This window comes from Pantoea hericii (assembly GCF_014155795.1).
Taxonomy (GTDB): Bacteria; Pseudomonadota; Gammaproteobacteria; order Enterobacterales; family Enterobacteriaceae; genus Pantoea; species Pantoea eucalypti.
This window is the reverse complement of sequence record NZ_SCKV01000006.1, coordinates 152,401-164,337: the sequence shown is the minus strand read 5'-3', so window position 1 is coordinate 164,337 and position 11,937 is coordinate 152,401. Positions and strand designations below refer to the sequence as shown.

Annotated in this window: 14 protein-coding genes; all 14 read right to left on the bottom strand. The window is 59.9% G+C overall.

Annotated elements, in window-relative coordinates:
- Window positions 1-21 precede the first annotated feature (21 nt).
- The gene (locus H7K52_RS14735) at window positions 22-165 is read right to left on the bottom strand and encodes a hypothetical protein (RefSeq protein ID WP_003849938.1); all 144 of its coding nucleotides are present in this window, start codon (window positions 163-165) and stop codon (window positions 22-24) included.
- Between the two features lie 131 nt (window positions 166-296).
- The gene (locus tag H7K52_RS14730; protein ID WP_008925911.1) at window positions 297-1,532 is read right to left on the bottom strand and encodes a beta-ketoacyl-ACP synthase; all 1,236 of its coding nucleotides are present in this window, start codon (window positions 1,530-1,532) and stop codon (window positions 297-299) included.
- Window positions 1,529-2,260, bottom strand: coding sequence for a 3-ketoacyl-ACP reductase FabG2 (locus tag H7K52_RS14725; RefSeq protein ID WP_105099323.1), 732 nt, complete (start codon window positions 2,258-2,260; stop codon window positions 1,529-1,531). Before H7K52_RS14725 ends, H7K52_RS14730 begins: the two co-directional genes overlap by 4 nt.
- On the bottom strand, window positions 2,257-2,733 hold the full coding sequence (locus H7K52_RS14720; protein ID WP_182630172.1) for a hotdog family protein: 477 nt from the start codon (window positions 2,731-2,733) through the stop codon (window positions 2,257-2,259). Before H7K52_RS14720 ends, H7K52_RS14725 begins: the two co-directional genes overlap by 4 nt.
- The gene (locus H7K52_RS14715; protein WP_182630171.1) at window positions 2,723-3,883 is read right to left on the bottom strand and encodes a beta-ketoacyl-[acyl-carrier-protein] synthase family protein; all 1,161 of its coding nucleotides are present in this window, start codon (window positions 3,881-3,883) and stop codon (window positions 2,723-2,725) included. Before H7K52_RS14715 ends, H7K52_RS14720 begins: the two co-directional genes overlap by 11 nt.
- Entirely contained in the window at window positions 3,880-4,452 is a 573-nt protein-coding gene (locus H7K52_RS14710) for a DUF3261 domain-containing protein (RefSeq protein WP_140033538.1), read from the bottom strand. The genes H7K52_RS14715 and H7K52_RS14710 overlap by 4 nt, the downstream gene beginning before the upstream one ends.
- Complete coding sequence (locus tag H7K52_RS14705; protein ID WP_182630170.1) at window positions 4,449-6,755, bottom strand: MMPL family transporter; 2,307 nt, start codon at window positions 6,753-6,755, stop codon at window positions 4,449-4,451. The genes H7K52_RS14710 and H7K52_RS14705 overlap by 4 nt, the downstream gene beginning before the upstream one ends.
- Window positions 6,742-7,350, bottom strand: coding sequence for a LolA family protein (locus tag H7K52_RS14700; RefSeq protein ID WP_003849945.1), 609 nt, complete (start codon window positions 7,348-7,350; stop codon window positions 6,742-6,744). The genes H7K52_RS14705 and H7K52_RS14700 overlap by 14 nt, the downstream gene beginning before the upstream one ends.
- Window positions 7,344-7,757, bottom strand: a complete 414-nt coding sequence (locus H7K52_RS14695; protein ID WP_003849946.1) for an acyl-CoA thioesterase — start codon at window positions 7,755-7,757, stop codon at window positions 7,344-7,346. Before H7K52_RS14695 ends, H7K52_RS14700 begins: the two co-directional genes overlap by 7 nt.
- Entirely contained in the window at window positions 7,750-9,459 is a 1,710-nt protein-coding gene (locus H7K52_RS14690; RefSeq protein WP_182630169.1) for a glycosyltransferase family 2 protein, read from the bottom strand. The genes H7K52_RS14695 and H7K52_RS14690 overlap by 8 nt, the downstream gene beginning before the upstream one ends.
- Complete coding sequence (locus H7K52_RS14685) at window positions 9,453-9,800, bottom strand: ApeI family dehydratase (RefSeq protein ID WP_003849948.1); 348 nt, start codon at window positions 9,798-9,800, stop codon at window positions 9,453-9,455. Before H7K52_RS14685 ends, H7K52_RS14690 begins: the two co-directional genes overlap by 7 nt.
- On the bottom strand, window positions 9,787-11,106 hold the full coding sequence (locus H7K52_RS14680) for an AMP-binding protein (RefSeq protein ID WP_182630168.1): 1,320 nt from the start codon (window positions 11,104-11,106) through the stop codon (window positions 9,787-9,789). The genes H7K52_RS14685 and H7K52_RS14680 overlap by 14 nt, the downstream gene beginning before the upstream one ends.
- Window positions 11,103-11,666 carry a COG4648 family protein gene (locus H7K52_RS14675; protein WP_003849950.1) on the bottom strand — a complete coding sequence of 188 codons (564 nt, stop codon included), beginning with the start codon at window positions 11,664-11,666 and terminating at the stop codon, window positions 11,103-11,105. The genes H7K52_RS14680 and H7K52_RS14675 overlap by 4 nt, the downstream gene beginning before the upstream one ends.
- 6 nt (window positions 11,667-11,672) lie before the next feature.
- Entirely contained in the window at window positions 11,673-11,927 is a 255-nt protein-coding gene (locus tag H7K52_RS14670; RefSeq protein ID WP_003849951.1) for an acyl carrier protein, read from the bottom strand.
- Between the last annotated feature and the right edge of the window lie 10 nt (window positions 11,928-11,937).

The window sequence follows — 11,937 nt, the reverse complement described above, 5'->3', positions numbered from 1 at the left end:
TCCGACGAATCCCTGGGCGTGTCAGCTCATCCAGAGCGTAACTATCAGGACAAAGATTATAAGCGTTACCGAGGTCACCGCAAGCACCACTATCGCAAAGTGCGCATCGTCAAGTGACTGGCGAATTGGCTCATCGTGATCGTCGGGTGGCAAGGGCAAAGACATAACTATCCTGTGGAAAATAGGGCCGCAGGGCGTAATGCGGTGAGTGACAGTGTAAATGAAAGGTTGTTTATCGTCCGGTTTTTTCGTTCGGAAAATAAACTGGCCCGTGTCAGTACCGCACGGACCGGATATCAGACGCCGCGCCAGCGTCTGAAGATCAGAGATGTGTTAATGCCACCAAAGGCAAAATTGTTGCTCTGGATATAGTCGGTTTCAATCTCTCGCGGCTCACCCATGATGTAATCCAGCTGACCGCCATCAGCGGCCGGTTGCGTCAGGTTAAGCGTGGGCGCAAACCACCCTTCCCGCATCATCTCAATGCTCATCCAGGCTTCCAGCGCCCCGCAGGCACCCAGCGTATGGCCAAAATAGGATTTCAGAGAGGAGATCGGCGTTGACTCGCCAAACACCGCTGCCGTCGCCAGACTTTCTGCCATATCACCCCGCTCAGTGGCCGTGCCGTGCGCATTCACATAACCGACTTCTGATGCGGTAATACCGGCGCTCTGCAATGCCCGCTCAATGCAGATCTGCATGGTTTCCCGCTGCGGCTGCGTGATATGGGCGGCATCGCAGTTGGTGTGGAAGCCCGTGATTTCAGCATAAATCGTGGCACCACGCGCCAGGGCATGATCCAGCGACTCCAGGATCAACGTGCCGGCCCCTTCGCCAATCACCAGGCCATCGCGTTGCTGATCAAAAGGCGCTGGCGTGGTGTGTGGCGCGTCATTGCGCTGGCTGGTTGCAAAGAGGGTATCGAACACCGCCGCTTCGGACGGACAGAGCTCCTCCGCACCACCCGCCACCATCACCGTCTGATATCCATGACGAATCGCCTCCCAGGCATAGCCAATAGCCTGGCTGCCTGACGTACAGGCGCTGGAGGTCGGGATCACCCGGCCGCGCAGGCCGAAAAAGAGCCCGGCATTCACGGCGGTGGTATGCGGCATCATCTGCACGTACGTCGTGCCGGTAATATTGTTGGTGTGCTTTTCGGTCAGCATGGTGGCGAACTCGCTGACCGGCCCGGTGCTGCCGGTAGAGGAGCCGTAGGCGATGCCCGTCTCTCCGCAGGTCAGCACCGGATGGTCAATCAGCCCTGCCTGGGTCAGCGCCAGTTCGGTGGCACGCGTTGCCAGCAGCGAAACGCGGCCCATGGCGCGGATACGCTTGCGGGTATAATGCGCAGGCAGTTCAAAGTTATCCACGGGCGCGCCGAGCAGGGTATGCAGTCCGTCATAGATCTGCCACTCCGGCATAAAGCGTACCGCGTTGCGCCCGGCACGAATACGCGCCGAAACCTCAGCCCAGGATTCACCAAAGGCCGTTACGCCGCCCATACCGGTTACGACTACCCGCTGGATCACAGCATGCCTCCATTAATTGAAATCACCTGACGCGTTACGTAACCGGCGATATCGGACATCAGATAGCTCGCCAGTCCGGCGACTTCGTCGGCCGTGCCCATGCGCTTCATCGGCACGATCTTCATCGCTTCTTCAATCACCTGAGGTTCGAGCCCCTCCATGCCGGTATCAATCAGACCGGGCGCGATGCAGTTAACGGTGATTTTGCGTTTAGCCAGTTCAATCGCCAGCGCCTTGGTGGCCCCGATAATGCCCGCTTTCGCCGCGCTGTAGTTGACCTGACCGCGATTGCCCATCATCCCGGAGACCGAAGAGAGGGTAATAATGCGACCACCGCGGCGCAGGCCGATCATCGGCATCACGCAGGGCTGGATAACGTTGTAAAAACTGTCGAGGTTGGTGTGGATGACACTGTCCCACTCCTCATCCGTCAGGGCGGGAAACGCTGCATCACGGGTGATGCCAGCATTGCTCACCACGCCATAGTAGGCCCCGTGTTGCGCAATATCCGCTTCCAGCGCGGCACGGGTGGCTGCACGGTCAGCCACATCAAATCCCAGCACACGACCACTGCCGCCTGCAGATTCGATCTGCTGCAGGCACTGCTCAGCCCCCGCGCGGTCGCGGTTAAAATGAACGATAACCTGATAGCCATCCTGGGCGAGACGCAGCGCAATCGCGCGGCCAATGCCTTTACTGGCGCCCGTGACTAATACCGACCTTGTCATGGCTGATTTCCTTGTGACATTAATTGCTTTAACTCTGTTTCATTGGGTTGCCAGGTGTTGAGACGACCGCTGGCAAGCCGTTGCGGGCCGTAACAAATATCGCCCTCAAAGCTGCCCATACGGTCATCGCGCATCAGCAACGTCATTCTGATATCCAGCGTGACGTTCGCGGGAAAGTACGGCTGTTCTGCCCGCCAGCCGCGTCCACCCAGCAGCATGCCGGGCGGGATAAGGGTTGCGCCACCCTGCTTTGCATGCCAGCCCGACCAGACGCCTACGGTTTGAGCCATCATCTCGACGCCAAACCAGGCAGGCAGTTCGCCCTGTGGCGTCAGAAATGGCGCCAGTACGCCATCGGCACAGGTCGATACCTGACAGTGAACGTGCTCATCATCAACGGCAATCAGCTGATCAAGCAGCAGCATCGGTGCAGCATGCGGCAGCCAGAGTGCCGCGGGAGAATTAATGTCCATCAAGGTGTCCCAGAATCAGGCAGGTGTTGTTGCCACCAAAGGCGAATGAATTAGAGGCGATGACCGGCCGTTGCAGCGCCTGTGGCTGTAACAGCAATCCGCAATCCGGCAGCGTCTCATCCTGCGCCGCCGCGCTAAAATCCTGCGCAGGCAGCGGCAGATTGTTCTGCAGGATCAACGCGCTGAGCGCAGCTTCGCACACGCCCGCCGCGCCGAGCGTATGGCCGGTCAGATGTTTGGTTGAGCTGCATGGCACCGCATTGCCAAACAAACGATGAATCACGGCGGCTTCCATCTGATCGTTCAGCGGCGTGGCTGTGCCATGCAGATTGATATAACCCACCTGCTGCGGCAACAGATTCGCCTGTTGCAGCGCCATTCGCATCGCCCGTTCAGCGCCTTCGCCCTGAGGATGGGGCGCAGACATGTGCCAGGCGTCGGAAGATTCACCCGCACCCAACAGCGCCAGCGGCTGCGGTTCCCGCGTCAGCAACATCAGCGCGGCTCCTTCGCCAATCGAGATACCGTCACGCTCGCAGCTGAACGGCGCGCAGCGACGCTCAGAGAGCGATTCCAGACTGTCGAAACCGTTGATCGGCATCCGACTCAGCGAGTCTGCACCGCCCACCAGCGCAACATCCGCCAGCCCTGCCGCGATCAGCCGCTCACCACTGATAATGGCGCGGGCGCTGGAAGAGCAGGCGGTAGAAATGGTATAGGCCGGGCCATCGAGCTGCAGGTAGTGCGCCAGAAAACGTGACGGATCGCCAAGCTCCTGCATCTGGTAGTGATAATCGGGCTGGCCGCCGCAAATCTGCTGATCCCCCTCATCCACCCCCGAGGTGCTGGTCCCCAGTACAATTGCCACTCTGCTGGCGCCATAGCGTGCAATCGCCGCGTCAAGCGTCGGACGGATTTGTATCAGCGCGGCCAGCAGCAGCTGGTTGTTGCGGGTGTTATGCGCGCTAAGGACAGCAGGAATCGCTGGCAGCTCACCTTCAACTCTGCCAAGCCAACAGGCGCGATCACCGCTCAGCCAGCCATGACGCAACTGCATACCGGGTGCCTCACCTTTTTTCAGGCTGGCCGCGATCTGCTGGCTGTCATTTCCCAGGGCATTCAGCATGCCGATAGCAGAGATATAAATCATGAGGCGTCCAGATGTTGAATGCGGATCTGATAGCCAAAGGCATGCTGCCGAATGCTGACTGGCTGGCGCTGATTACCCCGTTGCAGATAATCAATCTCCGTTACCAGCTGGTTATCGGCATCGATCAGCCGTCGCTTTAATCCCTTATCCTGCAGCTTCCAGCCTGGCGGCAGCTGTTTTTGCCAGGCATCCAGCGGCCAGTAGCTGAGCATGATGTCTGCCAGAACCTGACTCGCGGGCGGCATCTGTGGCAGCGGCATCAACTGCTGGGTATGAATACCGCTGGCATCATAGCGCAGACTGAAGAGTCGAATACCCACCGAAGAGAGCCCCGCCAGATCAATTTGCTGTTCATCAGCACTGAGCAGCACCAGCAGTGACTGACTCTGGCCTTTAACCTGGCCGGTCAGCAACTGCTGCTGTTGAAAGGCGGGACGGATGCCTGGCGGCGGCAGCGTCACCTTCACGCCCGGTTTCAGCCAGGCGGTGGGACGGCTGCTGTCGGGTGCCGGTCCGGCACAGGCGCTGAGCAGCAGAGCCGTCAGCAGAATACAGGCGGCGCGGATCATCGTTTACTCCTTGATCGGGTGGGTCGCATCGCCAGCGGTGACAGCAGGAAAGCGCTGAAGATGCCGCTGCATAATACGGTGCCAAAACTGGCAATCGCGCTGGTGCTGCTGAATACCAGCATGCCCAGCGTCAGTAAGGTGGTGATCATCGCCAGCGATACCGCCAGCAACGAAGTCATTGGTGTACCCTGTGGGTTGCTGAAAAAGAGCGTGTAGTTAATGCCGATCCCCAGCACCAGAATCAGCGCCAGCAGCGCAAACAGGTTCAGCGATGCGCCGATCCAGCCCAGCGTTGCCAGCGCCATCGCCAGCGACAGCACCGACGGCAGCGCGCTGCGTAAGCCCGCCTTTAATCCCAGGCGCATTACAAAACTCAGGGTGATCAGCAGCAGCGCCAGTGCCAGTAATCCGCCAAGCAGGGTACGCCAGAAACTGAACAGCGCATCGTAACTCGCCTTGCGATCGATCCAGCTGACGCCAGGATGCTGCTTAGCCAGCTCTGCGAGTGCGGCGCTATTTTTTACGCCGCTGGTGGGGATCAGAACACCGCTCTGCCCGTCCGGCAGCGTCAGCCACAGCAGACGCCAGCCCTCACTCAGCGGACCCGACAGCCAGGCATCGGGTGTTACCGGCATTGGCGTCAGATCCGGCGCGGCAAGGGCAATTCCCGCCTGCTGCAGGCGGGCCGTAATCGTCGGAACGGCCTGTTTCAGCAGCTGCAGATCCTGCTGTTGCTGCGCCAGCGACTTCAGCGGCAGCAGACGATAATGTTGCAGCCAGCCCTGCTGCTGTGCCTGATGGAGATCCGGTGCCAGTTTTTCCAGCCGCTGCAGCGTCTGCTGAGCATCATCGCCCCAGACCACAAACCAGGTCTGATCGGCACGCTGGCCGGTCAGAGTAGCGAGCTGGCGATCCTGTTCAAGCAGCTGTGCGGGGGCACTTTGCAGATGCGCGATGTCATCATCTACCTTTAACTGAGCGATTCCGGTCAGGGCGAAGATGGCCATCAATACAGGTAATCCGACACGCAACCCGCGCTGGCGACGCCAGGCGGCAAGCCAGCGCGCCAGCGGCACCATCAGCGGCACCGGGCGCACCGGTAATCCACGTACCAGCCACGGCGTGATCAGAATTACCGTCAGACAGGATGCGGTTAATCCGCTGGCGGCAAACACCGCCAGCTGACGCAGTCCGGGAAAGGGCGCGAGCAGCATCAGCAGCCAGGCAATCGCGGTGGTCGCAAGCGCCAGTAGCAGCGTACCGCGGACTTTGCGCAGGCTCTGCCACGGTGACTGCTGTTCGCCGTGAACCATACGCTCAGTGAGATAATAGAGCGTGTAATCCGCCGAGATGCCGACAATACTCAGACTCATCACCAGCGTCATCAGATGCAGCTCACCGAAGCAAAGCAGCGTCACCACTGTGCCTGCCATCGCGCCTACCGCCACAGACGTCACCGTCAGCAGCAATGGACGCAGTGATCGGAAGACCAGCAGCACCAGCAGGACGACGCCACCCAGCGTTACACTCCCCAGGGTTTTAACATCGTGCTGCGCACGCTGGCTGGCGTTGTCGCTGAACAGGACAGTACCCCGCGTCAGCAGTTTCGCCTGCGGCCAGCGGCTTTTAAGCTGCTGCTCCAGCGCGCTAAGCCGGGTCACCAGCGCATGGCTCTGCTGCATACTGAAAGCATTGTTCGCCAGTTCGCCATGCAGAAAATACCACTGCTTACCCTGCTCGTCTTTTACGGTCAGCCAGCCATCATGCAGCGTCATACGTCCGGCATTCTGAGCCAGCGCCAGCTGTGAACCGCGCACCAGCATCAAAGGATCGCCCTGCAACTCTCTGCTGCTGACGCCCGAGAAGGCTGAAAAAAGCTGCGCCAGCAGCCAGTCTGCCTGCGCCTCACCCCCGTTCTGCAAGCGGCTGCGTGTCGACTCATCAAGCAGACCATTGCGGTGTTGCCAGGCGAAACGGCCCCACTGCTGCTGCTGCTGTGCATCAAGATCGCCCTGCACAAGCTTCAGGTCAGGCAGCGCACGCAACTGCGCCAGCCACCAGGCAGCGACCTGCGGATCGTCCTGCTCACCGGGTGAAACCAGCCACACCATCTGGCGATCCAGCCGCTGCATAAAAGCCTGCTGTAGCGCAGGCGGTGCTGCGCCCAGATTCTGTTGCGGCAGCAAAGCCAGCACGCTGCTGTTGAGCTGGCTGCGCGGCAACAGAAAAGCGAGCGCCGCCGCCAGCAGCAGACAGATGGCCAGCCACAGGATCGCCAGCAGCCGATCGTTACGGCCCGGCAAAACGTGCCTGCTCCTCGTCGCTTAACTGCGGCGGTTCAATGCGGGTGTTACTGAGCTGAATCTCGGTTTTATCGCCCTGCTTATCATCCAGGTTGATGCTGTCCAGGAAGGTATTACCCGCCAGCGAGATACGGTTGAAGATTTTGTTGAGCGGCGCAGCTTTGGGCGTCAGGTCCAGCGTCCAGGCGCCGTTGCCACGATCGCTGAAGGCCACGCTGAAATTTTCGTTAAGGACCTTCTGGTCAGCCTGGAACAGCGCCCGCAGCAAATGATTGAACTGGAACATCTGCGGATTGCTGTCAGCGGTGATAACCTGGGGCTTCTGGCCGTTAAGGCTTTGCACCATGCGCTTATCATCCAGCAGCAGTGTCATCACAAACGGCGTCTGCTGATGCCACCATAACCCCTGCTCACGGGCGATCAGCATTTGACCGTGCGACACCAGCGGCTGACGCATACCTGAAATGGTGCGCGTCTGGGTAAAGTCGGCCCGGATCACTGGCTGGCTGGCAAAACGCTGCTGCAGCTGATCCAGTGTGACTGCGCTGGCCGCACTGGCCCACAATAGCAGGCCGGTAAGCACTATTTTCAGCATCCTTTTACTCCTAAACGTTCCAGTAAAATATCGGGCGAAACAAAGCACAGCGCCTGACTCTCCTGCTCAACCGCAACCTGCAGCGTATGCGCTTTAGTGGTGATCTGATCGGCCGCGTTTCGCACCTCATAGTCGATGCGCAGGCGGTTCTCATATTCTGTAATCCGGGCACTGACGCGAATCGTCTCTTCACAGCGCAGGGGATGGCGATATTTAACCCGGGTATCGACCACCGGCCAGACGTAGCCACTGGCAGCCATCTCGGCATAACTGTAATTGATGCTGCGCAGCAGGGCTTCGCGTGCCACTTCGAAGAAGCGGAAATAGTTACCGTGCCAGACCACACCCATGGGATCACAGTCGTGGAATGAAACGGTCAGCACGACTTCAGCATGATGTTCAGTCATGGTCAGACTCCTTGTGGTGCACCTGGTGATCAGGCAACGTCCAGAAATCGAAAAAGTTGAACCAGTCCAGCGGGGCCAGCAGCGCATAATGCGCCAGCCGTTGCGCATAGCGATCGACCACCTGTTGCAGCGCCTGCTGACGTTGTGCACGGGGCAGCAGCAGCGGATCGGCAAACGGCTCACAGTGGATAAGCAGTTTACCCTGTTGCCGCAGGGCAAACATGAGCAGCACCGGACAGCGTAACGCAGCCGCCAGCACAAACGGCCCCTGTGGAAACGGTGCTGCCCGACCCAGAAAATCGCTCCAGATGACCCGACGCTCGCCGCCGCGTTGCGGATTGACCGCCGTACGATCCCCGACAATCGCCACCCATTCGCCCGCATCCAGCTTCTGTTGCAGCAGGATTGCTGTCTCCGGCCCGATATCACTGACCGGCATCAGATTGACCCCCGCCTGCGGGGCGATAGTTTCCAGTACCGCCCGAAAGCGCCGGGCATTGTCGGTAAACACCAGTGCATTAATCACCAGTCCGCTGACCTGCTGCGCCATCGCGCGACAGGCTTCAATGTCGCCAAGATGGGAGGCCAGGATCAGCTTGCCCTGGGGTGTGGGTGCGCGGATTATCGCTTCTGCGCCCGGCGCGAAATCGATATCCCGTCCCCAATGCAAATCCCCGCGCCAGCTGGCGACTTTATCCAGCATCGCCCCGGCGAAGCGCAGAAAATGGCGGTAGCTGTTAAGCTGCGGCGGTAATGCAACCTGCCGCTGCTGTGCGGCGACGGTGACCTGCGCCAGCCATTGCCGTGAAGCGCTTCGCGCGCGCTGACCGCTCAGCCAGTAGACCGCGACGACCGGCCAGAGCAGCAGCGTAAAGGGCAGCCGCCCGCCATAGCGATACACCGCCAGCATAAAACGTAATCCCCACTGTCCGCGCCGCTCCGTTTCCACAGACCAGTGTGCTGGCGCGTTACGCATCGCCAGCAGACGCGGGATCCGCGGCAGCATGCCGAAGAACAGACGGGTATGCATCCAGGAGATGCGCAGATTGTCGTAGAGCGCATCGAAGTGCGACAGCCCGCTGGCGGGATAGGTGACGCGGGTCGGGATAAAGCGACTGCGTATGCCCTGCCAGTAGAGCCGCACCATGATCTCAGTATCGAAATCCATGCGCTGACCGATGGCACGGCGATCGCACAGCGCCAGCGTGGGGGCCAGCGGATAGACACGAAAGCCGCACATGCTGTCGCGGATCGACAGCGACAGCGTTTCAATCCAGACCCAGAAGTGTGTGATATAGCGACCGTAAAGACGTGATTTAGGGATCGAATCGTCATAAATCGGCTGTCCGGAGATCAGCGCGTCGGGATAGCGCTCAGCTTCCGCCAGCATCAGCGGCAGATCTTCTGCCTGATGCTGACCGTCCGCATCAAGCTGCACGGCATGGGTGAATCCGCGTGCCGCCGCAGCGCGCAGACCATGAATCACCGCCGCACCTTTACCCTGATTGCTGTCGAGTCGCAGCACATTGAGCTCTGCGGCGTACAGCGTCGCCAGCTGAAGCTGAGTCGCCGTGTCGCTGCCATCATCCACGACGATAACCGGCAGATTAAACGGTGCCAGCCGGGCCAGTACCGATGCCATCATCGCACCATGGTTGTAACACGGGATCACTACGCAAGGCGTAAACGGCAGGGTTAGCACAGCGTGATCTTCCCGATGCTGGCGCTCGGCTCGCCGTCGTGACTGAGCAGGCTGTAACGGAAACTCAGGCGCGACTTTTCAGCATCCCAGTCAAGACGCAGTTGCAGAAGTGAGTCAGGCAGCACCGGCTGCTGAAATTTGATGTTTTCAATGGCGGCAAACTGCTTACCCGGCGCGAGCAGTGACACGCCGTAGTGCATCACCCAGTCCAGTTGAGCCACGCCAGGCAGAATAGGCAGCGTCTGAAAGTGGCCCTGGAACCAGAACAGTCCGGCTTCAACCTGCAGAATCAGCGTGGCGCTGTCAGCCTGCAACTCCCGGCTTCGTTCAATCGGCAACATGAAAAAGTTCCTCTATTTGCGGCCAGGCGCGTTTACTTTGGGGGGTAACCGGAATGGTGGCAACAATCCGCCAGTAGCGCGGCATCGCCAGCGGTTCCAGCCAGCACTGCAGCTGGCGTTTCCATTGCTGTCTGTGCTGGTGCAGAGCCGCTTCATCCAGCGTGCTGGTGAGCGACAGCACGACGCCAATTGCCTGACGATCATGACGCGTGACCACCAGCGCCACGGCATCGTCAATTTCCGGCAGATCGGTCAGTCGGCGCTCTATCTCACTTAATGAGATGCGCTTGTCTCCAATTTTCACGATGCGATCGTGACGTCCTGCCAGCTGAAATCCGCCATCGGGCTGCATATTCAGGCGGTCGTCCAGCGCAAGGCCGTTATCACCCGCAATCAGCGGCGACCAGACCTGCCAGCGTTCGGGCGTCACCTGCTCAAGCCTGACGCCAGAAAAACTTCGCCACGGGGCATCGGCCCGATCGCACTGACGCCAGGCCAGAATGCCGGTTTCGGTGCTACCGTAGATTTCACTGACCGGGCAGCCAAAGCGCTGCCAGACCTGTTCTGCATCCAGCCCGCGCAGGGTGCCACCGGCAGAGACAATCAGTTCACAGCCGGGCGCGTCGAGCGTACTGTCCAGCCGCGATAAAAAAGCCGGGCTGCTGATAAAAGCATAGCGACAGTCGCGCGGCAGCTGGGCCAGCTGCTCGCCGTAGAACAGCGGCTGAGCGGAAAACGGCAGCCTGAGCGTCATTGGCAGGAAAAGTCGGAACGATAAACCGTAAAGATGCTGATGGCTGACCGAGGCAATCACCCTGCAGCCTTGCAGCTGTTCGCCCCACAGAGCGCTGAGCCAGCGGCTCTCCTGCTCCATCACCGTCAGTGACTTCACCACCTGACGCGGTGCGCCGGTGGACCCCGAGGTAAAGAGTATCAGCGCTGAGCTCGCAGGCAGTGGTGGCAGCTGGCCCTGGGCTTCTGCCTCATCCCACGTCAGCAGCGGCAGGCTGACCGCCAGCGGCATGTCGCACAGCACCCCATCAAGCTGCTCCTGCATCTCATTCAGTAGCGCGGCGCGGCTATGACCCGGCATCACCGGCGTTTTACCGGCATACCAGCAGGCCAGCAGCGCCACACAGAAACGATAACTGTCGTCAAAACAGAGCCCCCAGTGCGTGCCCGGCTGTGCCGCTAAGCGCAGGCTAAGTGCCTGCACCTGACGACGCATCGCGCCGAGCATCAAGGGTTGATCGCCTCGCCAGGCGACTTCACGATCGGCGCCTGTCAGCCACTCGGCCACGCTCATGCTTTTCGCCTCACACGCTGACGAACCAGCCACTCAGCGCCCATCAGCACGCCGATCAACAGGTAGCTGATGCCACCGTTCCACAGCGTCCAGAGCCGCAGATCGCCCTGCAGACAGGTATAGAACGCCATGCTGCCATTGCCGATAAAAAACAGGCACCAGATCTGCGTTACGCGACGGGTGTAAGGCACTGCGGCGGCAGGAAGTTCTGGCTCACGCAGCCGGGCAATACGCTCCACCAGTGGCATCGCGCTCCAGAGTGAAGCACCGAACACCAGCAGCATCGCCAGATTGACCGCCACCGGATACCACAGCAACAGATGCTGAGCGCGTAACAGCTGGCTGCTGATACAGAGCAGCGCGCCGAGCAGCGCCAGCCAGCCCATGACCGCGCCCAGCGCGTTCTGCTGACGACGCAGTTGCAGCCAGCGCAGGCCAAACAGCAGCGCCAGCAGCCAGAAGAGTCCCTGCCAGCGCGGCTGGGTCAGTGCCAGCCAGACCAGCAAGGGCCAAGCCAGCAGCGTAAGCAGATTGAGCAGGCGAAGCGTAGCAGCAGGCACGACGGATCAGGCGTCTTCGCGCATCAGTTGTTCCACCGCATCCACGACATCCTGCACAGTTCGGACCGCGCGGAAGGTTTCCGGTTTGATTTTACGGCCGGTACGTTTTTGCAGGTGCACGACCATATCGACAGCATCAATGCTGTCGAGCTCGAGATCTTCATACAGACGCGCCTCGGGGTGGATATCCTCGGGCGCAATTTCAAACAGGCTGGTGAGCAGCGAAGTCACTTCCTGATAAATCTCTTCTTTGTTCATCATAAGATTGTCT